Genomic DNA, 23,586 nt, shown 5'->3' with positions numbered 1-23,586 from the left:
CATTAATGAAAATTGCTGTAGTTGGTTCTGGGATATCAGGCTTAAGTGCTGCATATTATTTATCAAAAAAACATCATGTAGATCTTTTTGAAAAAGAAGATCATTTTGGTGGCCATTCTCATACAATAGATTTAATTTTTGATGAAAAGAAAGTATCTGTAGATATTGGTTTTATTGTATTTAATTTTCAAACCTATCCAAATTTAATTAATTTCTTTAAAGAAAATGATGTTCAGATTGAAAAAAGTGACATGTCATTTTCTGTATCAGTAGAAAATACAAACTTTGAATATTGTGGAAAAGGTTTAAATGGAATTTTTTCCAATAGATCTAATTTGTTTAATCCTAATTTTTTAAAAATGTTTTTTGATATCATTAAATTTTATAAAAATAGCGATCAAATAGATGTTACAGATCAAAAACTTACTTTAGGTGAGTATTTAGAAAACAATAAACTATCAAAAACATTTATTGATTACCATATCATCCCAATGGTATCTGCAATCTGGTCTATGCCACCTTATGAAGCTAGCAAGATGCCAATAACATTCTTTTTAAAATTTTTTCAAAATCATGGGCTCTTTAAATTAAAAAATAGACCTCAGTGGTATACCGTAACTAATAGAAGTAGAACTTATGTGAATAAAGTAATTCCAAAGATAAGTGGTGAATACTATAAAAATTATAAAATTAAAAAAATTATAAGAAAATCAATAGGGTTAGATTTATATTATGGTGGTGAAAGTGAATTTTTTGATTACGATAAAGTTGTGATAGCAGCTCACGCTGATGAAGCTTTGAAGTTGATCGATAATCCTACTGAAGAAGAGACAAAAATTTTATCTAATTTTAGTTATAAGGAAAATATTGCATATATTCATACAGACAAAAGAGCGATGCCAAAAAATAAAAAGGCATGGTCCTCATGGAATTCATCAATCAATGACAAAGATTTAGAAAAAAATTCTATTACTTATTGGTTAAACCTTTTGCAAAACCTTAAATGCGATCAGGACATTTTTTTAACTCTTAATCCATATTTTGAAATTGATGAGAGTAAAATACTTAAAATAGTTAAATTTACTCATCCTTATTACGATCAACAAGCGTTAGATGCTCAATCTGAACTGTCTAGTTTACAAAATAAAAAAGATTTACTTTTTTGCGGGAGTTATTTTGGTTACGGTTTTCATGAAGATGGAATAAAATCATCTATTGAAATGCTAAAATACCTAAATGACTAACTCATGTATATATAACGGAAAAGTAATCCATAAACGTTTTAAACCTAAAGAACACTATTTTAAGTATAGTGTTTTCTCACTTTTAATTGATTTATCTGAGTTAAGAAAAATAGATCAAGAGATTAGCTTCTTTTCATTGAATAAATTCAATTTAATCAGTTTTCACGAAAAGGATCATGGTGAACGCGACGGATCTTCTCTTGATGAGTGGGTAAAGAAAAATTTAGAACAAAATAAAATAGAGACTATAGATATTAAAATTAAGCTTCTCTGTTATCCAAGGATTTTTGGATATGTGTTTAATCCTCTAAGTATCTTTTTTGTTTATAACCAAAATGACAAATTAATATCTATATTATATGAGGTGAAAAATACATTTGGTGAGCAACATACTTATGTTTTTAGAGTAGATAGTGAAAATAAATTAATTCAGAATAATTGTTCAAAAAAATTTCATGTTTCACCTTTTATAGGAATGAATTGTAAGTATTTCTTTAGAATTCTTAATCCAGATGAAAAACTTTCTGTAATCATTGATCAATACGATCAAGAAGGAAAAATTTTATTTGCATCTCAAGATGGAAAAAGAACAAACTTAAATAGCAGTCAATTATTAAAATCATATTTAAAGCACCCTCTGATGACTATAAAAATAATATCAGCAATCCATTTTGAGGCCTTTAAATTATGGATGAAAGGAATTAAGATTATTAAAAAAAAAATAAAAATAAGAAACAATTTAACGGTTGAAAATTAATGTTATTAAATAGAGCTGCAGATAAATTGGTTTTTAAATTTTTAAGTAAAATTAAAAATGGATACCTTGAAATAACTACCTATGAAGGTGAGATATTAAAGTTTGGTAATTCCGATCAATCTTTAAAGGCAAATATTAAGATAAAAAAACCAAATTTTAATTATAATTTAATTAGAGGTGGAAGCATTGGTTTTGCTGAAAGTTATATGAGAGGTGAATTTGAAACTGATAATCTTTCAGATCTAATTGAGTTAACAGCAAGAAATATTCAAGTGATATATAAATTCTCTGGTTTGCTTGATCTGCCTGTAATCAATTTTATAAAAAATAAAATAATCAAAAATACAAAAAGTCGAAGTAAGGAAAATATTGCAAAACATTATGATCTTGGAAATGATTTCTTTTCATTGTGGCTAGATGATACTTTAACTTATTCAAGTGCAATCTTTGATGATAGTTCAAAAAATTTAAGTGTTGCGCAAAATAATAAATACCAAAAATTAATTGATCTAATCAAACCTAGTTCTGGTGACAAAGTATTAGAGATTGGGTGTGGATGGGGTGGCTTTGCAGAATATTTAGGTAAGAAATATGATGTAAAGTTAGACTGTATTACTATTTCTAAAAAACAATTCGAATACGCAAAAGAAAGAATTCATAAATGTGGCCTAAATGAAAAAGTAAATATTGAGATAAAAGATTACCGTGATCTTCAAGGAAAATATAATTCGATAGCCTCAATTGAAATGATTGAAGCAGTTGGGCAAAATTATTTAGAGAGTTATTTTAAAACAATTAAGGATAATTTATCAAATGGTGGAAAGGCGGCAATTCAAGCAATAACCATTGATGACAGTTTGTTTGATAGATACAAAAATAAACAAGATTTTATTCAAAAATATATTTTTCCAGGTGGATTTCTTCCTAACAAAAATAGCATTAATAGATACGTCTCAGATAATGGCTTAACAATTAATTCATACATTTCATATGCAGATCACTATGCAGAAACGTTAGCTATCTGGAGAGAAGAGTTTTTGAGAAAGTGGGATCAAATTAAAAACCAAGGATTTGATCTAACCTTTAAAAGAATGTGGGAATTTTACTTATCTTATTGTGAAGCTGGATTTAAATCTAAAAATATTGATTTGATTCAATTTTCAATGCAGAATAAATAACTGCAATAATATGAAAATAATTAAATCAATTTCGTTGATAATTTTGGCATTCTTAATTACAAGTTGCTCAAATAATAGTGCCATGAAACCAGAAGATTTTAAAAATAAAGAACCTAGATTAATTATTGAAGAATACCTAACAGGAAATGTTAAAGCTTGGGGTGTTTTACAAAATCGATCAGGAAAAGTTACAAGACAATTCTCAGCTGATTTAGACGGAACATGGGACGGCAAGCAATTAATTTTAAAAGAAAAATTTAATTGGGACGATGGTGAAGTTCAAGATCGAGAGTGGACAATTACTAAAATAGATGAACATAATTATGAAGGTACAGCAGGGGACGTTGTTGGAAAAGCAATAGGATATTCTTACGGACCTGCGTTTAAATTTGAGTATGTTTTATTAGTTCCAGTTAAAGGAAAAGAATTAAAAATTACTTTTGATGATTGGATCTTTAAGCAAGATGAAAGAGTTGCAATCAACAGAGCTACAATGACTAAGTTTGGATTTAAGGTAGCAGAGCTAACGGTTGTGTTCGTTAAAGATTAATTATTTCTTTTGATGCTTAGTCATCTTCCCCACTAATTTAAAATAAAGTTTACTTGGAAGAAAACTAAAGAATTTTAATGTTAAAGTAAGAGCTTTTGGAAAATGAATCTCGAAAACATTTTTATTAATTAAGCCATCATAAATTTGATCTGCAGCAAATTCAGGTGTTCTCAAAAATGGCATTTTAAAATCGTTTTTATCAGTCATGGGTGTTTTAATAAAACCAGGAGAAACCAAACAAACTCGAACATCGTACCTTTTAAAATCAAAATATAAACTTTCTGCTAAATTATTTAGTGCAGATTTTGATGGTCCATAACCAGTTGAATTAGGTAATCCTCTATAACCAGCAATAGATGAAACTATAGTAATTATACCTTTTTTTCTTTCTCTATAATATTGTTCAACTGCTTTAATCGAGTTCACTGTTCCAAAAAAATTTACTTTAAAGACATCTTCCATTTGCTCAACATCGATTTCTTTTTCTTTTTTTGGATTCCATGTACCAGTTGAAAAAAAACATATATCAATATTTTCAAACTTAGTTTTAATCTGATTGAAAACTTCTATACATTTTGCTTTATCAGTAACATCTAAAGGGAATGATGAAATATTTTCATAATTATTTGAAAGTTCATCTAGGAGCTCAACTCTTCTCGCAGATACAGCAACATTCCATCCTTTGTTTGCAAATTTAATTGCCAAGGCTTTACCAATTCCTGTACTGCCACCTGTTATCCAAATAGTTTTTTTGTTCATTTTTTGTTATGTATAAACATTATGTTAAAAAATAAAATTGTAACATTTATATTATTTCTTATCATTACATTTTCAGCTTCATTAATTGGAGGTTTAGCTACATTTACTTTCAAGGAGCCTTGGTATTCTTTGTTAAATAAACCTGTTTTTAATCCACCAGACTGGGTGTTTGGTCCGGTATGGACAATTTTATATTTATTGATGACAATTTCTATTTGGATGTATTGGCATTCCAAAAATAAAGAGATGAATACAGTTTATATTTATTTTATTCATTTAGTTTTTAATGCAACTTGGAGTATAGTTTTCTTTGTATTTCACAACATGGTTTTAGCTTTATTTGTATTAATCGTGTTAATTGCATTCATTACTAATTTAATCATAAGATATAGACGCGTCACAATGATGAGCTCGTATTTGATGATTCCATATTTACTTTGGTGTTGCTTTGCTCTAATTTTAAATACTAGTTTGATTATATTGAATTAATTATGGATGATGTTGTTGTAGTTGGCGGTGGAATAATTGGGGCAGCAACTGCTTATTTTCTCTCAAAAGAAGGAAGAAAAGTTAAAGTTATTGAAAGAGATCCAACATACAAAACAGCTTCATTTCCTTTGTCTTTAGGAGGTTTTAGAAGACAATTTTTTCAAAAAGAAAATATCTTACTTGGTAAATTTGCAAGAGAATTTATTTTTCAAATACCAGAATTATTGAAAACTGAAAAAAATCCTAATCCAACAGCAAGTATGGTAACCAATGGCTACCTTTTGATGTTTGGTCCCGAACATGCTGAAGAACAATATAAAGCTTTAGAAAATCATAAAGAATGTGATGCAGGTACAAAAAATATTAAAGGCTCAGAGCTATCAAAAGTATTTCCATATATAAATGACGAAGGTGTTGAGACTGCTACTTACACAGATAATCAAAGTGAAGGTTGGATTGATCCTTTTATGTTTCATAGTGCACTGAAAAGTAAGGCAATAGAACTTGGAGCAGAATTTATAAAAGGAGAGGTTAAAAGTCTTTCAGAGATAAATGCTAAAACAATTGTTTCTGCAGCTGGTTGCTGGACTAAAGAATTACTAGAAGATATTCCTGTTGAGCCTCAAAAACACACAGTGTTCAGAGTAAAATGCCCAACATACATAAAAGAAATGCCTTTAACTGGTGACTTAACTACCGGTGTATATTGGAGACCTGAGGGTGGAGAGTATCTAGCAGGATCACCATTGTCAGTATTTGGTGCAGATGATTTAGAGCCAGCATGGAATGATTTTGAAGAATTAGTTTGGCCAGCACTAGCTAAAAGAATACCAGCTTTTGAAGAATTGAAATTAACGGGAGGATGGGCAGGTTATTATGATTGTAACAGATTAGATAATAATGCAGTTGTTGGAAAACATCCAAAATATGAAAATGTTTATATGGCGTCAGGGTTTACAGGCAGAGGTCTCATGCAAGCACCAGGTATAGGAAGAGCGTTGACTGAATTAATAACAACAGGTTCCTATCAAACAATTGATATAAGTGATTTTGCGGTTGAGAGAGTATTAGATAAGTCGGCTAGGCCCGAACCTTACGTATTATAAAAAATGGAAAAAGAAAAATTTAATATTAAAGATTACAATCACATAATTAAATTTATTGAAGAAAAAAATTTTATTAAAGCTGAAGAAGAATTATTTAAAATTATTAATAATAAAAACGACCAATTTTACTCTCATCAGCTTTTAGGTGTAATTTATTCAAAAACTGGAAATATTGACAAGGCAATAAGTCACTACCAGACTTCTATTAATCTTAATTCAAAAAATACTGGTGCACTTTTTAATTTAGCTATGTTGTATAAAAGTTTAAATAAAGATGATAGTGCAGTCGAATATTTTTTAAAAGTAATAAAATTTGATCAAAAACTTGTTGAACCGTATCTTTATATTGCAAATATTTATGAAAAAAAAAAAAAATTAAATGAGGCTAACAATTTTTATCAAAAAGCACTTTCTTTAAATAAAGATTACTTGCCTACAAATCAATCTTATTCTAAATTTTTAATGAGAGCAGGAGAAATACCAAAAGGATTATCTTATCAATACAAATACTTTGGAATAATTAAATTTAAATCTAAAGATATAGAAATAATTTAATGGAAAGAGTTAAAATTTCAGAAGAAACAAATTTTATAGGTTGTTGGAAGATTAATGATCATAAATTGTGTGAAGATATAATTAATTTGTTCGAAAATAATAAGAAATTTCATATTAAAGGGGTTACCGGACTAGGAATTGATGAAAATGTTAAGAAATCAACTGATATGCCTGTAGATCCAAAAAATTTAAATAATGATAAATTTAAACTTTTAAAAATATATATGAATAAGTTATTTCAATGTTATCAAGATTATAAAACGACTTGGCCGTATTTAAATAGAAGTTTTACTGACCTAGATATCCCTACATTTAATGTGCAAAAATATGAAGAAGGAGGTCACTTTACCTATTTACATTGCGAAAGAGAAGGGATTTCAACAATGCATAGAGTTTTTGCCTGGATGACATATTTAAATGACGTCGAAGATGGTGGTGAGACTTACTTTGAGCATTTTAAATTAAAAATTAAACCTGAAACAGGAAAAACATTAATCTGGCCTGCGGAATGGACACATGCACATAAAGGAGAGGTTTTAAAGTCAGGTTTAAAATACATAGTGACTGGTTGGATGCATTTCCCATTTAATTTTCAAGTACCACAGAAAGTCTGATATTTTTTATTACTTGAAGGAGCAGGTAATTGGTATTCTGAAGTATTTTCTTGATTTTCATATGGTGAATTCAACACTAGCAATAACTGTTTAATTTTTTGTAAATTTCCTTTTTCAGCAAAGGTTAGCGCTTCTTCCACCTTATGGTTTCTAGGAATCACAATTGGATTATTTTTTTTCATAAGTTTAATTTGTTTTTCTTTAGTAGAATTATTTAATTCAGATCTTTTTTTCCATTCATTTTTCCAATTAATAAAATTATTATTTTTGTAAACTTCATCAGAATTAATATTCATCAAATGACTAAAAGTATTTGTATAATCTACTTTGCTTTTTTCCATCCAATTAAATAAATCATTAATTAGTTTTTTATCATTTTTGTCTTCACCAAATAGACCAAGCTTATCTCTCATCATATTTAACCATTTGTCTTCATAAATATTTTGGAAATTATCTATTAAATCTGTTGCTAATTTAATTGCAGTGTTTTCATTTTTGTCAATTAGAGGAATTAAACATTCTGCAAATCTTGCTAAATTCCATTTTGTAATTGGTGGTTGATTGGAAAAGGCATATCTTCCAAATTTATCGATTGAGCTAAATACAGTCTTTGGATCATAATGATCCATGAAAGCACATGGACCATAATCAATTGTTTCACCAGAAATAGCCATGTTATCAGTGTTCATTACACCATGAATAAATCCTACTCTCATCCAATTGATCACTAACTGACACTGTCTTTCCATTACAAGACTTAATAAATCTAAAGCCTTGTTTTTAGAGGACTTAATCTCCGGATAGTGTCTATCTATTGTGTAATCAACCAAAGTATTAAGATCCTCTAGATTTTGAGTAGCTGCAATATATTGAAAAGTACCAACTCGAATATGACTGGATGCAACTCTTGTTAAAATTGCTCCATTTAACAAATTTTCTCTAACAACTTTTTCTCCAGTTTTAACAACAGCAAGACTTCTTGTTGTTGGAATATTTAAAGCGTTAATTGCTTCACTAATTATATATTCTCTCAGCATTGGACCTAAAGCAGCTCTTCCATCACCACTCCTAGAAAAAGAAGTTCTCCCTGAACCTTTAAATTGTATATCGAAACGTTGATTTTTATTATCTATATGCTCTCCTAATAGAACTGCTCTACCATCTCCAAGCATCGTGAAATGACCAAATTGATGACCAGCATATGCTTGTGCAATTGTATTAGTTCCATCAGGCAAACTATTTCCGGAGAATATTTCAGCTAATTTTTTTTTATCTATTCCTGAAAAGTTTAAATTTAAATTTTTAGCAAGTTCTTCATTTAAAATAACAAGTTCAGGTTCATGAACTGGTGTAGGCTTGATGTCTTCTTTAAATGTTTTTGATAGTTTTGAATATGAATTATCAAAATGCCAACCGATGGTCATTTTAATTAACTAACTTCAGCTTGATGTTCTTTTGGCTTAACTTCTGTTTTAAATTGATTAGAAATCTTTTGAACCTCAACTGATGAAACTTTGTATTCAGCACACATAGTTTCTTCATCTTTTCCATGACCAGTTACCATATTAACCATGTGTTCTGGGAAGTGGAATGTTGTAAATACAATTCCTTCTTTAACTTTATCTGTTACTTCTACTTTTAAAGCAACTTCACCTCTTCCAGAATATAATCTTCCAATATCACCCGTATTTAAATCTCTATGAGCTGCATCTTTTGGATGAATTAGTAATACATCCTCATCAACAATGTTTATATTTTTTGTTCTTCTTGTCATTGTCGCTGCATTGTAATGTTGCAGAACTCTACTTGTAGTTAAAATTAATGGATAATCTTTTTGATTAGCTTCTATCTCACTAGATTCTTTCCAATCAAAATTTTTCAATCTTCCTTTTCCAAGTTTAAATGATTCTGTGTGTAGAATTTGTGTATCTGTACCATCTTCTTTTACAGGCCATTGTAATCCTAATTTACCAAGTCTCTCTCTAGTAACACCTTTAAAGAACGGTACCACATCAGCAATCTCAGCTAATACTTGATCTGCATCATAAGATGGTTGATCAAAACCTAATTTTTGCATCATCTCAGTTACAATTAGTCCATCTGGTTTTGTACCTGGTAATGGAGGAACTGCTCTATTAACTCTTTGAATTCTTCTTTCAGTATTTGTAAACGTTCCATCTTTTTCTAGGAAAGTAGTTCCAGGTAAAACTACAGTTGCAAGTTTTGCAGTCTCACTCATAAAAATCTCTTGAACCACTAATAGCTCTAATGAGTTCATTGCCTCAATAACATGTGCACTATTTGGATCTGTTTGAACTATATCTTCACCAATAATCCATAAACCTTTTAGTTCTTTACTGATTGCAGCCTCAAACATTTGAGGAATTTTTAAACCTGGTTTAGTAGGGTGAGTTACACCATATTTTTCAGTATAAAATTTTTGATTGTTTTCATCTTCTACTTCAAAATAACCTGCACCTTGGTGAGGCTGACATCCCATATCCGCAGCACCTTGTACATTATTTTGGCCTCTAAGTGGATTTACACCAACACCTTTTCTTCCAATGTTTCCTGTAATCATTGCTAAATCAGCAATTAACATCACAGTTTTAGAACCTTGTTCATGCTCAGTAACTCCCAATCCATGAAACTCCATTGAATTTCTTGCTGTAGCATAAGCAATTGCAGCTTCTTTAACTAATTGTTTATCAACACCAGCAACTTTTGCTAACTGATCAACATCTTGTCTTTCAATTTCTTTCAAGAAGTTGTCAAAACCTTCTGTTCGATCTCTTACAAAGTCAGCATTATAAAGTTTAGATTTAATAATAAAGTGTAACATCATATTTAGAACCGCAACGTTAGTACCTGGTCTAAGTTTGATATGATAATCTGCAAGTTTAGCTAATTCAGTTGTTACCGGATCAAGGACAATTAATTTTTTACCTTTCATCACTTGCTGTTTAATTTTTGCTCCTGTTACTGGGTGAGCATTGGTTGGGTTTGCACCAATCACTAAAAATAAATCTGCATGATAAATATCTTCTGTTGAGTTAGTTGCAGCACCTGTTCCAAATGTTTGTTGCATACCCCAAGCTGTTGGCGAATGACAAATTCTTGCACAACAATCTACACTGTTAGTTCCAACAGCTGCTCTAATCATTTTTTGGAAAACATAGTTTTCTTCGTTTGTACATCTTGCAGAAGAAATTCCAGCAAAAGCATCTGGTCCATTTTTTTTTGTAATTCTATTCATTTCTTTTTTGATAAAGTCATACGCTTCATCCCAACTTGCTTCTTCAAACTTTCCATTTCTTTTAATCAATGGAGTTTTTAATCTGTCAGGGTGTTCATAAAAACTAAATGCGTATCTCCCCTTAATACAAGTGTGACCAGCGTTTACTTCTGTTTGCTTAGGAGTGTCTATTGCAACTACCTTATCATCTTTAATAGATGCTTCTAAATTACAACCAACACCACAGTACGAACAAGTTGTTCTAACTTTTTTATCTACAGCTGCAGACTTAGATTGGAATACATCGGAAATTGCATCCGTTGGACATGTATGAGCACAAGCTCCACATGATACACAAGAACTATCTCCAAACATCATATCGTTATCTGTTGTAATTCTAGACTCAAACCCTCTACCACTCATTGTTAAAACAAATGATCCTTGAATTTCATCACATGCTCTGACACATCTTCCGCAGTTAATACAGTTATCTAAATTCATTCTCATGTAATCATGAGAAGTATCTCTTGGAATTCCTTTATGTTGCTTAGGACTATTGTATCTATGATCAGCAACACCCAAATCATTTGCAACTGTTTGAAGTTCACAGTTATTGTTTACTTCACAAGTATCACATTCCATTGGGTGATCAGTTAAAACTAATTCAACAATATTTTTTCTAAGGCTTGTTAATGCTTCGTTTGAAGTGAATATGTGCTGGTTTTCTGCAACTGGTGTATGACAAGATGCAACTACTCTAGTTGGTCCGTCTTTTTCTAAAGCAACTTCAACAGAACAAACTCTGCAAGCTCCATATGGTGCTAAGTTAGGGTCATCACATAAAGTTGGCACCTTTTTTTCACCAACATAGCTTTTAACGAATTTTAAAATAGATGTATGATTAGGACCTATTTCGTAAGGTTTTCCATCAATATAAGCAATTTTTCTTTTCTCTGAGCTCATTAATTATCTTTCACCATATCATTTTTCATTTCATCGCCAAAGTATTTTAGGATGTTTTGAATAGGAGTTGGGATCGCTCCACATAGAGCACATAAGCAGCCTTTTTGCATAGTAACCAACAATTCCTCTAGTAATTTTAAAGGAATTTTAGCTGTTTTCTTCTTAGCTTGATCAAACATTTCTTTTCCTCTGTAAGATCCAAGTCTTCCTGGAAAACATTTTCCACAAGATTCTTCTGCAGAAAATTCAAACAAATGATGAATATATTCAGCCATTGGAAAATCTTTTGGAATACTAACTACACTTGCGTGACCTAGCATAAAACCTTTTGCAGTAAACTCTTGAAAATCTAAATTTAGATTTTCTATTTCACTTAAAGGAACGACTCCACCTAAAGGACCACCTATTTGAAAAGCTTTGACAGGTTCTTTGTATCCACCACCAATTTCATTAAATATTTTTTTCATCGGGGTTCCCATATCAATTTCATAAACACCAGGATTATTAAAGAAACTATCTAAGCAAACTAATTTTGTTCCAGCTGACTTTTTATTTCCAACTGAAGAAAATTTTTCTGACCCATTTAATAAAATTCCAGTTGCTGCAGCTAAAGTTTCAACATTGTTAACTACAGTTGGTTTTTTATATAATCCCTCAGTAACCGGGAAGGGAGGTCTTACATCTACCTCAGCTCTTCTTCCTTCAATAGAAGCTATCAAAGCTGTCTCTTCACCACAAATATATGCACCTTGACCGATACAAATTCCAAGATCAAATGAAAAATCTGTCCCTAAAATATTTTCACCTAATAGATTTAATTTTTTAAGTTCATTAATACATCCATTGATCGCTTCAATCGATTTTGGATACTCACCTCTGATGTATAAAACTCCTTCATCACTTCCAATTACAAATCCACATAACACCATTCCAAAAATAACTTTTAATGGTTGATCTTCTAACAGATATCTGTCTGAAAAAGCTCCTGAGTCACCTTCATCTGCATTGCAGATAACATATTTTTTATCACCTTTTGCTTTACTACAGAAATCCCATTTCATTCCTGTTGGAAAACCTGCGCCACCTCTTCCTGTAAGGTTTGAGTCTAATAACGATTTTATTATTTCTTTTTTATCTGTTTTTAAAAATTTACTTAGCTGTTCTTTAAATTGATCTGTTGATGATAACTTGTCATCCATTAAAAAACTTGTTGTTGCATAACTCTTAGAGAAAAACTTTTCTTGTTTAATTTCTTCACCTTTTAAAATTTGATCAATATTTTCAATATCTTTTCCAGCATAATTTTCACCATCATAGTGAAATGCATGATTTTCATAACAATGACCCAGACAAAACATCTCTCCAACTTTGTCATCACCTAATTTTTCTTTTAATTTATCTTTTAGTTTGTCTTGAGTACCTGCACACATGCATGCACTTCCGTTACATACGAAAGCTTTTTTTTCTCTATGTGAAGGTCTTAAAAATTCATAAAAAGATTCAGCGCCGTGAAGTGTTGAAACTCCAAGGTTATGTTTTTTTGCAATTTCTTTAATATCTTGAGGGTTTTCACTTAATGTATTCTCTGAAATTTGCTTAAATAGGTTGTCTTTTAGGCCAATTCTTCCAGATAAATTACTTATATTTTTTGACACAATTTCCCTTTTTTTATTATTCCACCTTAACTTTTTTGTTATTTGTGTAAATATTAAAACTGTCCCTCTTTACGAAACCTATGAGGGTAATGTCAAACTTATTAGCTAAATCGATAGCAAGACTTGTTGGCGCACCAACCCCGATCATAATCCCAATATCTGTCATCAAAACCTTCTGGACTAGCTCAAAATTAAGTCTCCCAGAACACGTAATAAATTGGTCTTTTGGATCAAATTGGTTTTTATCCAAAGCACAGCCGATAAGTTTGTCTAAAGCGTTGTGTCTTCCAACATCTTCTCTTAGAGCTATCAATTTTCCATCACTGTTAAATAGACCACTTGCATGGATACCACCAGTTTTGCTGAATTCAGGCTGACCTTCTCTTAAAATAACAGGGGATTGGATAATTACATCTTTTGAAATTTTAGGTTCTGAGGCATTTGTCTTTGTAGTTTTAATTATCTCTAGCGCATCCAATGAAGATTTCCCACAAACACCACAAGATGAGTTGGTTAAAAAATCTCTTTTAATTTTTGATATATTAACATTTTCTGAATTATTGAGTGTTGCTAGTATTTTATTTTGAATTTTATATTGACCAACTTTGTCTCCATAACTTTCAATGCTTTCGATATCATTTAAACTTTTTACAATTTGTTCATTAAATAAAAATCCTCTTACAAGATCTTCATCATTACCAGGAGTTCTCATCGTAATAGATAAAGTTTGTTCAACCCAATTATCTTTTTCTTTGTACTTTAAAGAAATCTCTAATGGTTCTTCAATAGAAACTAAATCTTCAACATCTTTAAAATTATTAGATGAATACTTTAAAACTTTATATTTTGAATTCATAAATTATTTTAAGGGATAGTTTTTTTGCAATAAATATTTATTGATTATAATTGCGAGTATCAAAATTATGATACATCCAAATATAATTGGATTAATTAAATAATCATAAGAAGCACTTCCAATAATAACAATTATTGGGTTTCCTCCTGCAGGAGGATGAACAACATTTAATAAAATCATTAAGAACACTCCAATACCTACTGCAAATGCAATACTCATATAAATTGGAAGTGGAATAAAATTAACAAATAACACACCCACTAAAGCAGTTAACAAATGTCCAAAGAAAACATTTTTTGGTTGAGCAAAAGGACTTTCAGGAAATCCAAACAATAAAACCATGGATGAGCCAAATGATGCTGCAATAAAATATCCAAGAGTACTTTTGTAAGTTAATACTGTAAGTACCCCTATAGTGATTGTTGAAAAAAAACCTGCAATCAATGCTTTTTGTAATAATGGTTTTGTGATTTTGATCATTTAAATTTTTAATGCTTTAACAATTGTTCTTAAAGGTAAAAGCAAACATTCTTTCCTTGAAAGATTTTTTTTATCTAAAATTTCTTTAAAATCTTTCCAGTGTTTTTCTAGACTTACTTTAACATCTTCAAACAATTTTTCACCAGCTGTAACAAAATCTTTTATTTCTTTTAAGTTTTTACCCTTAATTTTTCTAGACAATAAGCTGACAGATGCCTGACAATATATACAAGATTTACACTGATAACCCATATCTTTTACAACTTCATCTTTGACAATTAAGCTTATTTCCATCTCATCACCACAAATTGGATTTTTGTTTTTTGATTTGTGAGTAAAGTTTTCTAAAACTTTATTATTTTCTGTGTGAGACGCGATTTCTAAAATTCTTAAATCCATTTAATTTCTTTAATTCAACTTTGAATGTTTTATATTTTATTCATGGAACATAACAACATTTTAGGAACAGTGCTAGCAGGCGGGAAGTCACAAAGGTTTGGTGAAGACAAATCTCAGATATTGCTAGCTGATAAAATATTAATTGATTATATCCTAGCTGAAATAATTGATGAATTTAAGGAAGTATTAATAGTATCAAATGATTCAATTAAATTTACTAATTCAGATAAAATTTCACTAATTGGAGATATTAAAAAAGATCTTGGCCCTTTAGGTGGAGTTCTGTCAGCAATGAAATGGGTCAAAGATCATAATAAAAACTATCAATGGATAGCAACTTTTCCAGTAGATACTCCCTTCTTTAAAAAAGAAATTTTAGAGCAATTCATTAATCAAATTGATGAAAATGAAAGTAGTTTATTTTTTATAAAATCAAACAATACTAGGCATAACATCTTTGGTTTATGGTCGATGAATTTATTAGATCAATTAGAAGATGATCTAGAAAAAGGAGCTAGAAAAGTTGAATTGTGGGCTAATAGTGTTGGAGTTAAAACAATTAATATGGAGTTTCCAAATAAAGATCCTTTCTTTAATATCAATACAAAAGAAGATTTAGAACAAGCTAAAGAATTATTAAAAAAATGATTAGTTACGATCAATCTAGAAAAATTTTAAAAAAAGCAAAAATTAAAATTAAAGATGAAACTATATTGAGTGAAAACTCTCTTAACAGAGTGATTTCAGATAACATTTATTCAAAGATAAATTATCCAGCAGGAGATAATGCTGCATTTGATGGATTTGCAGTTAAATCAAAAGATACAAACGGAATTAAGAAAAATTTACCAAAACAATTTAGAATAATTGGATCCATTGCAGCAGGAACAAAATCATTAAATAAAAAAATTAAAAAATATGATGCTGTTGAAATAATGACGGGTGGAATAATCCCTAAAGGTTTTGATACAATCATTCCAATAGAACAGATTAATTTTTATCCAAATAAAAATAATAAAAAATACATTTTAGTTAATCAAAAAATTAAAAAGTTTAATCATGTAAGATTTGCAGGTTCAGACTTTAAAAAAGGTGAGATTGTTGTCAAAAAAAATACAATAATACAGCCAAATCATATTTTAGCTTTTAAAACTTTGGGGATAAAAAAGATTAAAGTTAAAAAGAAGATTAATATTTTATTTTTTTCAACTGGAAACGAAATTACTGACCAAGACAATATCCCAAATTGGAAAGTTAGAAACTCTAATAGTCATTACATCAAAAACCTTAAAGAAAATTTTTTATTCAATTTTAAAAATGGTGGAATACTTAGAGACAACCATCAAAATATTTATAAATCTCAAATTAAAAAACTTATAAATAGTGATACCGATATATTGATAACATCAGGCGCTGTCTCTGCTGGAAAATATGACTATATTCCAAGTATTGTTAGAACATTTAAATTATCCAATTATTTTAAAAGTGTAGCAATTCGACCAGGAAAACCAATTTTATTTGCTAAAATTAGAGGAAAACAAAAAGTAATCTTTGGTCTTCCAGGAAATCCAATGTCATCATCTGCTTGTTTTAGATTTTTCGTTATCCCTTTTATGGAAAACATTTTAGGGCTAAGTGAAGAACAGCCTATTAGGGCAACTTTAAAAAATAGTTTTTTTAAAAAACAGAATTTTACAAGGTTTGCAAAAAGCAAATTAAGCACAACTAAAAATGGAAAAATAGAAGTTGAGATTTTACAAGGGCAAGAGTCTTTTAGAGTAAAATCTTTTATTAAATCAAACATTTGGTCTTTGTTACCAGCAGGGAAATCAAAATTTAAAAAAGGAGACATCTTAGATTGTTTTTTCCCCAACCACTCCAATCAATCTTTGATTTAGAAACGTATTTTTGTTGTAGAAAAATCTTTTTAGAATTAGATTTCTACAAATGTTAGAGTTAAGAAATCCAAAACTTGCTGTCCCAATTGTACTGTTTGCTGGCATATTATGGTCATTTGGACCATTAGTTGTAAGATATATGGATAGTCCTAATCTTGTTCCTTGGCAGTATATATTTGGAAGAGGTTTAACTATTTTTATTCTTCTTAATCTCTACTTATATTTCGAAGAGGGAAAAAACTTCTACAAAAATTACTATAAAATAGGATTATCGGGGATAGTTGGTGGCTCAGGTCTTGGAGTTGCAATGATCACGTTTATTTATTCTATAACAAACACCAGTGCCGCTGTTACTTTACTTTGTTTAGCTGCAATGCCTTTTTTTACAGCTCTTTTGGCATTTTTATTTCTTAGAGAACGAATTTCACTTAATGTTTGGATATCAATTATAATTGCTTCAGCTGGTATATTGATAATGGCAATTGGTAATACTGGTGAGAAATCTTTAATTGGTTTTGTATTTGGACTAACTTCTTCGATAGGTTTTTCCGTATTTTCAGTTTCATTAAGATGGAGAAAAGAAACTCCTAAGTTTACAACTGTTGCTTTTGCTGGTTTCTTTTGTTTTGTGTTTGCATCAATTATGATTTTGTCTACTGGACAAGCATTCTTTGCTACAAGTTATAATAGTTCTTTATTTTCACTACATGGATTTTTAGTTTGTTCAGGATTAATTTTATATTCAATTGGTTCAAAAGCTATTCCAGCTGCTGAGTTAACATTATTGTCTTTAACAGAAGTCGTGGGAGGAATATTTTGGGTTTGGTTACCAATTTTAGGAATTAACGAAGTGCCATCAACAAATACAATTATTGGAGGTTTTTTTCTGTTTGTATCTTTATTCTACTACAGTTTAATTATGAGATGGAATAAACGCTACATAGCATTAAATTAAATTATTATGGAACGACCAGATTTTTTTGAACTTAAAAATGGTGAAAAAGTAAAATTACCATTTACAGATAAAGAGTATAACGATCGAGTAAGTAAACTTAGATCAGTAATGGAAAAGAATGGTCTTGATATGATTATTTTAACATCCATGCATAACGTTGCGTATTACACAGGTTTTATTTATTGTTCTTTTGGTAGACCATATGGATGTGTCATTACTCAGGATAAAATCTCAACAATTTCAGCAAATATTGATGCAAGCCAACCATGGCGTAGATCACACTGTGATAATGTAATTTATACTGATTGGAAAAGAGATAATTTTTTAAGAGCAATTGTATCAATTATTGGAAGAGATGAGCCTCCAAAAAACATTGGAATTGAAAATGATCATGTCACTTTAGATATGAGAGATAAAATAGGATCTATTTTTACTTTCTCTGTATTTAGTGATGTTTCAAAAGATCTAATGAAACTTAGAATGATTAAATCTGATGGAGAAATTGAGATCATTCGAAATGGTGCAAGGATTGCAGACATTGGTGGTGAAGAAATAGCTAAAAATATTAGAGAAGATAACACGGAGATCGAAGTAGCAATAGCAGCAAGAGATAGAATGGAAAGGGAGATTGTTAAAAGTTATCCTGGTGCAGAGTACATGGACACTTGGGTATGGTTTCAATCTGGTATCAATACTGATGGAGCTCACAATCCAAAGACTAATAGAAAATTAGTTAAAGGAGATATTTTATCTTTAAATACTTTTCCTATGATTTCAGGTTACTACACTGCACTAGAGCGAACTTTATTTTTAGATCATGCAGATGATGCCTCCCTTAAAGCTTGGGAAGCAAATGTTAAAGTTCATAAACGTGGATTAGAATTAATCAAACCAGGTGTTAAATGTTCAGACATTTGCCATGAGCTTAATGAATTATTCGCAGAACTTGGTTATCTTCAGTACCGAACATTTGGTTATGGTCATTCATTTGGTATGCTTTCTCACTTTTATGGAAGAGAAGCTGGTTTAGAATTAAGAGAAGACATTGATACTGTTCTTGAAGAAAATATGGTTGTATCTATGGAGCCAATGATCATGATCCCAGAAGGTAATCCTGGTGCTGGTGGGTATAGAGAACACGATATATTAGTGATTGGTAAAGATGGAGCAGAAAATATTACAAAATTTCCTTTCGGGCCTGAGCATAATATTATAAAAAACTAATCTTTATGAGCGAGAATAAAACTATTGTTAATAGTTGGAATGAGTGGGATCCGTTAAAACATGTAATTGTTGGAAGAGCGGATGGTACTTGTATTCCAGCACCAGAGCCAGCATTAGATGCAAAAGTTCCTGAAGATAGCGATATGCGAGGACAGTTTGGTCCAAGAACCAAAGATACTGTCGATAAAGCAAATGAATTGTTAGACAACTTTTCAAACATGCTTCAAAAAAGAGGCATTAAAGTTGACCGACCAACACCAATTGATTTTAATCAAAAGACATCCACACCTGATTGGGAAGCAGAAACTATGTTTGGTTGTATGCCTCCAAGAGATGTTTTGTTAACTGTGGGTAATGAAATTTTAGAAGCAACAATGAGTTATAGATGTCGTTGGTTTGAATATCTATGTTACCGACCATTACTTAAAGATTATTACAATCAAGATCCTAACATGAGACACGAGTCTGCTCCAAAACCAAGACTAACAGATGCAGATTACAGAAAAGATTATTTATCAGATAAAATTGGTGTTCAAAAAAGATTAGAGTGGACTGAGAAAAAATATTTCGTAACTACCGAAGAAGAGCCATTGTTTGATGCTGCAGATGTATTGAGATTTGGAAAAGACTTGGTTGTTCAACATGGATTTACAACTAATTTAAAAGGAATTGATTGGCTAAAGAGACATTACAAAGATCACAGAGTCCACGCAGTAAATTTCCCAGGAGATCCATATCCTATTCACATTGATGCAACCTTTACCCCAATAAAAGAAGGTTTAATTATCAACAATCCTCAAAGAAGATTGCCAAAAGAACAAAGAAAACTTTTTGAAGATAATGGATGGGAAATTGTTGATAGTGCTCAACCAGCTCATAACGAACCACCACCACTTTGTTATTCTTCAACATGGTTATCAATGAATGTTTTAGTTTTAGATCCTAAAACAGTTTGTGTTGAGAAAAGTGAAATTTATCAAGCTGAGCAATTAGATAAATTAGGAATGGAAGTATTGCCAGTAGAACTTAGAGATGCTTATGCATTTGGTGGAGGACTTCACTGTTGTACTGCTGATGTATATAGAGAAGGCACTTTAAAAGATTATTTTCCAAAACAATAACAATGGCAAAAATAAAAACAAAAAGAGAGCGAGTTAAATTCGCCTCCGATAATGTTGCGGGTGCTTGCCCTGAAGTATTAGAGGCAATCATAAAAGCAAATGAAGGAGACAGTACTCCTTATGGAAATGATCCTTTATCAACTGAATTACAAGATAAGTTTTCTGAAATATTTGAAAAAGAAGTAATTGTTTTTCCAACTGCTTCAGGAACAGCTGCAAATGCATTAGCTTTATCTACGATGACACCATCATATGGAAATATTTATTGTCATAAGATGTCTCATATCAATACTGATGAATGTGGTGCCCCTGAATTTTATACAGGAGGTGGAAAATTAATTCCTTTAACTGGAGTAATGGGAAAAATAACTGCAGAAGAATTACACCAATCTATTGGTGGAAAAGGAATTGTTCATCACACTCAACCCTCATCAGTTAGCATTACTCAAGTGTGTGAAACAGGTGAAGTTTATCAATTAGATGAAATCAAAAAAATTGCAGAAATTACTCACAAACATAATCTAAATTTACATATGGATGGTGCTAGATTTGCTAATGCATTGGTATCTTTAGATGAAACGCCAGCCGAAATGACTTGGAAATCAGGGGTTGATGTATTGTCGTTTGGAGCAACTAAAAATGGATGTTTAGCAGCTGAAGCAATTATATTTTTTAAGAAAGAATTAGTAGGAGATATTGCTTTTTTAATGAAAAGAGCAGGGCATTTATTATCTAAAATGCGTTTTGTATCTGCTCAATTAGATGCCTATATTTCAAATGATGTTTGGTTGAGAAATGCAAAACATGCTAATGCAATGGGTAAAAAGTTAAGTGATGGTTTATCAAAACATAATGATATTGAAATTGCTTATCCAACTGAAGCAAATGAAGTTTTTGCAAAATTTCCAAGAGAAAAAATAGAACATCTTAATTCAGAAGGTTACAAAATGAATGAAGAAGAATTGGATGGTAAAGCAGTAAGATTAGTTGCTGCTTGGAATACTAAAGATAGTGATGTTGATGAATTGTTAAATACAATTAAAGCTAGCTAGGATTTTCTTTTAAAAACTCAATATACTTTATAACTTCATCGTATTGTTCATCTGGAATATCTTTATAACTTTCATTGAATTTGCTCTTTACACAAATAGCAACATGAGCATAGGGGTTTCTTCCTTTTGGGTGATTTGGATGGTCAGGTAATTGCCCCACCAAATAATCGCCAGCTTCCTGAATAATTTTCCAGAGTTTACTTGCGTTTTCTTTGTTCATATTATTTCAAAATATTATAGTCTTAAATTATGTCAGATAAAGAAATTCATCAAGGTGGCTGTGCTTGTGGAGAAAACAGATATGAAACATTTGGTAATCCAGAAAGAGCTAGAGTTTGTCACTGTAGATATTGCCAACTAAGATCAGGTAGTCCTTTTGGTGTTGGTGCTTGGTTTAAAGAAGAAAATGTAAAACATCATTCTCGAAATTATAATCAATATAAGTTTGTAACAGAGAGTGGAAATACTTTTAAAACAAATTTTTGTAAAAAATGTGGGACTAGTGTTTATTGGACAATATCAGCACCTGCTTTAAAAGGTTTAACAGCAATTGCTGCCGCAACATTTGATCCACCAAGTTTTTGGTTTGGAGTATCAGGTGAAATTTTTACAAGATCAAAAGCACCTTATATTGATATTAAATGTGAAGAACAATTTGAGACATCACCTACTTATAATCCAACTAAACAGGATGAAGATAGGTTTGATGGATCTAAATAGAATTACTTTCCCACAATAGAGGAAAATATTCCTCATCTAATAAATCACTATTTTCTTTTTTATATTTTTTATAAGTTTTAGCTGTTCCACCTTCATTTGTTGGATGAAACTTGGCATTACTTGTAACACAATGAGAAACAATTGCTCGTCGGTGATTACTCGAAGTATTTATTCCTGATCCATGCCAGGTAAAGCCATGGTGAAATGAAACACCACCAGCTGGCACCTCTACATAAGCAACTTCTATTTGTTTATTATTTTTTTCAGCAAAAATATTTAATTCTTTTTTATAATCTTCAGGGGAGTGAAATTCTCCTTTAGGAGGCTGAAGTCCCCATTTATGAGAGCCTTTAATATACTCTAATGTTCCAGTTTCCTTTGACGTATCATCTAATGACATCCAGCAAGTCATCATGGTTTGTGGAATAAGCCAATCATCATAAGCAGCATCTTGATGAAATCCTAAGGTTTTTCCTCCAGGTGGTTTCCATAAAACATTATCCTGAACCAATCTTGCACCTTGCCAGTTCATTAAACGAGAACAAACTTCACCAATTATCTTATGACAAACTATTTTTTTTATTAAATGATCTGCTTTCCAAGCATTACAGATTTGACGAGTAACATCTTCGGGATCTTTACCAAATTTCCAGTTCCATTCATCTGGCTCAATTCCTGTTTCAAAATTACCTTTAAATAGAGGCTCAAATTTATTTCTAAGATCTCCTATATAATTTAAATCTAAAAAGTTATCTAAAATCAAAAAACCATTATTATCAAATTCTTCAATTAAACTCTCAGATAGATCAAAATTAATCATGAGTTAATCACTTTTTAAAATAGGTTTTCAATATAATTTGTAAAATAATTATTTTTTTCTACGTATTTAGTAAAGCATGTCGATTGTGGGATGCTATGACCCTTGTCGCTTTCCATTTTTCTATCTACATCTGCCCATGTACAGCTTGTTGGTTTTAGATCACTATAATCAACAAAGTTCAAATCTTTAAAATTTTTTAGAAATGACAATGTTTCTTGATCTTCCCATTTATCTTTATTGTGAGCAAATACGAGAGCATTTAATGTTTGTGTATTATTCATTATATCAACTTGCATTTGTCTAAAAGCTCCCCACTCAGGGTACTTTTTTCTCCATTCATGTTTTTTTCCTGCAAACGCAGGATTTATAGCAATTGTACCTTTAATCTTTTCAGGAAATCTAGATTGAAGATTTAAAGAAGCCCAAGCTCCTGCCGAATATCCAGAAAGTATAATATTTTCAAAACCTAAACTTAATAATTTCTCTATTTCATTTAAAATTATTTTTTGTCTTTTTAAATTTTTAAATTCATCAACTAATTCAATTTTGTCATTTTCTTTTAATTGTTTTTTGTATTTTTTTTGGTTTTTAAGAGACATACCTTTTACACCTGAACAAACTCTGTAGATTAAAATTTTGTTATCTTTAATAGTTTGATTGTGAAGTTTTAAAATTGCAGGGACAACTGCACCTTGCCAAATATATCCTGGAGATGGATTTTTTTTGCAAGAGTCTTTCTTGTGATCATTTGTACTTCCGTGATTGTAAATAATAACAATAGAATTTTTTTTATTTTCAATATTTTCTATTGGATAAGATTTACCTTTTTCATCCACAAAAGAATTAATTTTTGATAGTTTATCTAAATCTTTATAATTTAAAGTCTCAGCAAAAGAATTATTTAAAAAAAATATTAAACAAAAGAATAAAATTATTTTTTTCATAACAACTAAAAA

25 protein-coding genes are annotated in these 23,586 nt (G+C 30.4%); 15 read left to right on the top strand and 10 right to left on the bottom strand.

What is annotated here, in order from left to right; translation table 11 throughout:
* Positions 1–5: 5 nt before the first annotated feature.
* The 4 genes from ACTTAS_RS04700 to ACTTAS_RS04685 are packed head-to-tail and all read left to right on the top strand — an operon-like array spanning position 6 to position 3,729.
* On the top strand, positions 6–1,244 hold the full coding sequence (locus tag ACTTAS_RS04700) for an NAD(P)/FAD-dependent oxidoreductase (protein WP_440678508.1): 1,239 nt from the start codon (positions 6–8) through the stop codon (positions 1,242–1,244).
* On the top strand, positions 1,237–2,001 hold the full coding sequence (locus ACTTAS_RS04695; protein ID WP_440678507.1) for a DUF1365 domain-containing protein: 765 nt from the start codon (positions 1,237–1,239) through the stop codon (positions 1,999–2,001). The genes ACTTAS_RS04700 and ACTTAS_RS04695 overlap by 8 nt, the downstream gene beginning before the upstream one ends.
* Positions 2,001–3,179, top strand: a complete 1,179-nt coding sequence (locus tag ACTTAS_RS04690; protein WP_440678506.1) for a class I SAM-dependent methyltransferase — start codon at positions 2,001–2,003, stop codon at positions 3,177–3,179. Before ACTTAS_RS04695 ends, ACTTAS_RS04690 begins: the two co-directional genes overlap by 1 nt.
* Before the next feature lie 10 nt (positions 3,180–3,189).
* A complete protein-coding gene (locus ACTTAS_RS04685) occupies positions 3,190–3,729 on the top strand; it encodes a DUF3833 domain-containing protein (protein WP_440613940.1) in 540 nt (179 codons plus the stop codon).
* Here the strand turns inward: ACTTAS_RS04685 and ACTTAS_RS04680 are convergent, their stop codons facing one another.
* A complete protein-coding gene (locus ACTTAS_RS04680; protein ID WP_440678505.1) occupies positions 3,730–4,488 on the bottom strand; it encodes an SDR family NAD(P)-dependent oxidoreductase in 759 nt (252 codons plus the stop codon).
* 21 nt (positions 4,489–4,509) lie between these two features.
* Between ACTTAS_RS04680 and ACTTAS_RS04675 the strand changes: the two genes are divergently transcribed.
* The 4 genes from ACTTAS_RS04675 to ACTTAS_RS04660 are packed head-to-tail and all read left to right on the top strand — an operon-like array spanning position 4,510 to position 7,252.
* Positions 4,510–4,977 (top strand): TspO/MBR family protein, encoded by a 468-nt coding sequence (locus tag ACTTAS_RS04675; protein WP_440678504.1) that lies wholly within the window; start codon positions 4,510–4,512, stop codon positions 4,975–4,977.
* Positions 4,978–4,979: 2 nt separating this feature from the next.
* Positions 4,980–6,083 (top strand): NAD(P)/FAD-dependent oxidoreductase, encoded by a 1,104-nt coding sequence (locus ACTTAS_RS04670; protein WP_440678503.1) that lies wholly within the window; start codon positions 4,980–4,982, stop codon positions 6,081–6,083.
* A gap of 3 nt (positions 6,084–6,086) precedes the next feature.
* A complete protein-coding gene (locus tag ACTTAS_RS04665) occupies positions 6,087–6,638 on the top strand; it encodes a tetratricopeptide repeat protein (RefSeq protein ID WP_440678502.1) in 552 nt (183 codons plus the stop codon).
* The gene (locus ACTTAS_RS04660; protein ID WP_440678501.1) at positions 6,638–7,252 is read left to right on the top strand and encodes a 2OG-Fe(II) oxygenase; all 615 of its coding nucleotides are present in this window, start codon (positions 6,638–6,640) and stop codon (positions 7,250–7,252) included. Before ACTTAS_RS04665 ends, ACTTAS_RS04660 begins: the two co-directional genes overlap by 1 nt.
* Here the strand turns inward: ACTTAS_RS04660 and ACTTAS_RS04655 are convergent.
* Genes ACTTAS_RS04655 through ACTTAS_RS04630 form a run of 6 tightly spaced genes read right to left on the bottom strand, consistent with a single transcriptional unit; the run spans position 7,231 to position 14,840 of the window.
* Complete coding sequence (locus tag ACTTAS_RS04655) at positions 7,231–8,676, bottom strand: protein adenylyltransferase SelO (RefSeq protein WP_440678500.1); 1,446 nt, start codon at positions 8,674–8,676, stop codon at positions 7,231–7,233. The genes ACTTAS_RS04660 and ACTTAS_RS04655 overlap by 22 nt on opposite strands.
* A gap of 5 nt (positions 8,677–8,681) precedes the next feature.
* Positions 8,682–11,450 (bottom strand): formate dehydrogenase subunit alpha, encoded by a 2,769-nt coding sequence (fdhF, locus tag ACTTAS_RS04650; RefSeq protein ID WP_440678499.1) that lies wholly within the window; start codon positions 11,448–11,450, stop codon positions 8,682–8,684.
* Positions 11,450–13,105, bottom strand: a complete 1,656-nt coding sequence (locus ACTTAS_RS04645) for an NADH-ubiquinone oxidoreductase-F iron-sulfur binding region domain-containing protein (protein ID WP_440678498.1) — start codon at positions 13,103–13,105, stop codon at positions 11,450–11,452. The genes fdhF and ACTTAS_RS04645 overlap by 1 nt, the downstream gene beginning before the upstream one ends.
* 16 nt (positions 13,106–13,121) lie before the next feature.
* Positions 13,122–13,961, bottom strand: coding sequence for a formate dehydrogenase accessory sulfurtransferase FdhD (gene fdhD, locus ACTTAS_RS04640; protein WP_440678497.1), 840 nt, complete (start codon positions 13,959–13,961; stop codon positions 13,122–13,124).
* A gap of 3 nt (positions 13,962–13,964) precedes the next feature.
* Complete coding sequence (locus ACTTAS_RS04635; RefSeq protein WP_440678496.1) at positions 13,965–14,441, bottom strand: HPP family protein; 477 nt, start codon at positions 14,439–14,441, stop codon at positions 13,965–13,967.
* Positions 14,442–14,840, bottom strand: coding sequence for an iron-sulfur cluster assembly scaffold protein (locus tag ACTTAS_RS04630; protein ID WP_440678495.1), 399 nt, complete (start codon positions 14,838–14,840; stop codon positions 14,442–14,444).
* A 42-nt stretch (positions 14,841–14,882) separates the two neighbouring features.
* On the opposite strand from ACTTAS_RS04630, the gene mobA reads away from it, so the two are divergent.
* The 6 genes from mobA to ACTTAS_RS04600 are packed head-to-tail and all read left to right on the top strand — an operon-like array spanning position 14,883 to position 21,090.
* Complete coding sequence (gene mobA, locus ACTTAS_RS04625) at positions 14,883–15,488, top strand: molybdenum cofactor guanylyltransferase (protein ID WP_440678494.1); 606 nt, start codon at positions 14,883–14,885, stop codon at positions 15,486–15,488.
* A complete protein-coding gene (locus ACTTAS_RS04620) occupies positions 15,485–16,738 on the top strand; it encodes a molybdopterin molybdotransferase MoeA (RefSeq protein ID WP_440678493.1) in 1,254 nt (417 codons plus the stop codon). Before mobA ends, ACTTAS_RS04620 begins: the two co-directional genes overlap by 4 nt.
* Before the next feature lie 49 nt (positions 16,739–16,787).
* Positions 16,788–17,693, top strand: coding sequence for a DMT family transporter (locus ACTTAS_RS04615; protein ID WP_262589588.1), 906 nt, complete (start codon positions 16,788–16,790; stop codon positions 17,691–17,693).
* Between the two features lie 6 nt (positions 17,694–17,699).
* Complete coding sequence (locus ACTTAS_RS04610) at positions 17,700–18,917, top strand: aminopeptidase P family protein (protein ID WP_440678492.1); 1,218 nt, start codon at positions 17,700–17,702, stop codon at positions 18,915–18,917.
* A 5-nt stretch (positions 18,918–18,922) separates the two neighbouring features.
* Positions 18,923–20,038 carry a serine/threonine protein kinase gene (locus ACTTAS_RS04605; RefSeq protein WP_440678491.1) on the top strand — a complete coding sequence of 372 codons (1,116 nt, stop codon included), beginning with the start codon at positions 18,923–18,925 and terminating at the stop codon, positions 20,036–20,038.
* A gap of 2 nt (positions 20,039–20,040) precedes the next feature.
* Complete coding sequence (locus ACTTAS_RS04600; protein WP_440678490.1) at positions 20,041–21,090, top strand: threonine aldolase family protein; 1,050 nt, start codon at positions 20,041–20,043, stop codon at positions 21,088–21,090.
* On the opposite strand, the gene ACTTAS_RS04595 is transcribed toward ACTTAS_RS04600, so the two are convergent.
* The gene (locus ACTTAS_RS04595) at positions 21,083–21,310 is read right to left on the bottom strand and encodes a hypothetical protein (protein ID WP_440678489.1); all 228 of its coding nucleotides are present in this window, start codon (positions 21,308–21,310) and stop codon (positions 21,083–21,085) included. The two genes, ACTTAS_RS04600 and ACTTAS_RS04595, sit on opposite strands and share 8 nt — an antisense overlap.
* Positions 21,311–21,339: 29 nt before the next feature.
* On the opposite strand from ACTTAS_RS04595, the gene ACTTAS_RS04590 reads away from it, so the two are divergent.
* On the top strand, positions 21,340–21,810 hold the full coding sequence (locus ACTTAS_RS04590) for a GFA family protein (RefSeq protein WP_440678488.1): 471 nt from the start codon (positions 21,340–21,342) through the stop codon (positions 21,808–21,810).
* On the opposite strand, the gene ACTTAS_RS04585 is transcribed toward ACTTAS_RS04590, so the two are convergent.
* Both ACTTAS_RS04585 and ACTTAS_RS04580 read right to left on the bottom strand, forming a co-directional pair.
* Complete coding sequence (locus ACTTAS_RS04585; RefSeq protein ID WP_440678487.1) at positions 21,803–22,630, bottom strand: phytanoyl-CoA dioxygenase family protein; 828 nt, start codon at positions 22,628–22,630, stop codon at positions 21,803–21,805. The genes ACTTAS_RS04590 and ACTTAS_RS04585 overlap by 8 nt on opposite strands.
* A gap of 14 nt (positions 22,631–22,644) precedes the next feature.
* Complete coding sequence (locus ACTTAS_RS04580) at positions 22,645–23,574, bottom strand: hypothetical protein (protein WP_440678486.1); 930 nt, start codon at positions 23,572–23,574, stop codon at positions 22,645–22,647.
* Positions 23,575–23,586 lie beyond the last annotated feature (12 nt).

The sequence above is a fragment of the Candidatus Pelagibacter sp. HIMB1611 genome (assembly GCF_052047715.1).
Lineage (GTDB): Bacteria > Pseudomonadota > Alphaproteobacteria > Pelagibacterales > Pelagibacteraceae > Pelagibacter.
Note: the sequence above shows the minus strand (reverse complement) of the source record. Positions and strands in the feature narration are given on the sequence as shown.

Coding starts and splice junctions, on each gene's coding strand:
- ACTTAS_RS04700 (WP_440678508.1), top strand. CDS start 6: ATGAAAATTGCTGTAGTTGGTTCTGGGATATCAGGCTTAAGTGCTGCA.
- ACTTAS_RS04695 (WP_440678507.1), top strand. CDS start 1,237: ATGACTAACTCATGTATATATAACGGAAAAGTAATCCATAAACGTTTT.
- ACTTAS_RS04690 (WP_440678506.1), top strand. CDS start 2,001: ATGTTATTAAATAGAGCTGCAGATAAATTGGTTTTTAAATTTTTAAGT.
- ACTTAS_RS04685 (WP_440613940.1), top strand. CDS start 3,190: ATGAAAATAATTAAATCAATTTCGTTGATAATTTTGGCATTCTTAATT.
- ACTTAS_RS04680 (WP_440678505.1), bottom strand. CDS start 4,488: ATGAACAAAAAAACTATTTGGATAACAGGTGGCAGTACAGGAATTGGT.
- ACTTAS_RS04675 (WP_440678504.1), top strand. CDS start 4,510: ATGTTAAAAAATAAAATTGTAACATTTATATTATTTCTTATCATTACA.
- ACTTAS_RS04670 (WP_440678503.1), top strand. CDS start 4,980: ATGGATGATGTTGTTGTAGTTGGCGGTGGAATAATTGGGGCAGCAACT.
- ACTTAS_RS04665 (WP_440678502.1), top strand. CDS start 6,087: ATGGAAAAAGAAAAATTTAATATTAAAGATTACAATCACATAATTAAA.
- ACTTAS_RS04660 (WP_440678501.1), top strand. CDS start 6,638: ATGGAAAGAGTTAAAATTTCAGAAGAAACAAATTTTATAGGTTGTTGG.
- ACTTAS_RS04655 (WP_440678500.1), bottom strand. CDS start 8,676: ATGACCATCGGTTGGCATTTTGATAATTCATATTCAAAACTATCAAAA.
- fdhF (WP_440678499.1), bottom strand. CDS start 11,450: ATGAGCTCAGAGAAAAGAAAAATTGCTTATATTGATGGAAAACCTTAC.
- fdhD (WP_440678497.1), bottom strand. CDS start 13,961: ATGAATTCAAAATATAAAGTTTTAAAGTATTCATCTAATAATTTTAAA.
- ACTTAS_RS04635 (WP_440678496.1), bottom strand. CDS start 14,441: ATGATCAAAATCACAAAACCATTATTACAAAAAGCATTGATTGCAGGT.
- ACTTAS_RS04630 (WP_440678495.1), bottom strand. CDS start 14,840: ATGGATTTAAGAATTTTAGAAATCGCGTCTCACACAGAAAATAATAAA.
- mobA (WP_440678494.1), top strand. CDS start 14,883: ATGGAACATAACAACATTTTAGGAACAGTGCTAGCAGGCGGGAAGTCA.
- ACTTAS_RS04620 (WP_440678493.1), top strand. CDS start 15,485: ATGATTAGTTACGATCAATCTAGAAAAATTTTAAAAAAAGCAAAAATT.
- ACTTAS_RS04615 (WP_262589588.1), top strand. CDS start 16,788: ATGTTAGAGTTAAGAAATCCAAAACTTGCTGTCCCAATTGTACTGTTT.
- ACTTAS_RS04610 (WP_440678492.1), top strand. CDS start 17,700: ATGGAACGACCAGATTTTTTTGAACTTAAAAATGGTGAAAAAGTAAAA.
- ACTTAS_RS04605 (WP_440678491.1), top strand. CDS start 18,923: ATGAGCGAGAATAAAACTATTGTTAATAGTTGGAATGAGTGGGATCCG.
- ACTTAS_RS04600 (WP_440678490.1), top strand. CDS start 20,041: ATGGCAAAAATAAAAACAAAAAGAGAGCGAGTTAAATTCGCCTCCGAT.
- ACTTAS_RS04595 (WP_440678489.1), bottom strand. CDS start 21,310: ATGAACAAAGAAAACGCAAGTAAACTCTGGAAAATTATTCAGGAAGCT.
- ACTTAS_RS04590 (WP_440678488.1), top strand. CDS start 21,340: ATGTCAGATAAAGAAATTCATCAAGGTGGCTGTGCTTGTGGAGAAAAC.
- ACTTAS_RS04585 (WP_440678487.1), bottom strand. CDS start 22,630: ATGATTAATTTTGATCTATCTGAGAGTTTAATTGAAGAATTTGATAAT.
- ACTTAS_RS04580 (WP_440678486.1), bottom strand. CDS start 23,574: ATGAAAAAAATAATTTTATTCTTTTGTTTAATATTTTTTTTAAATAAT.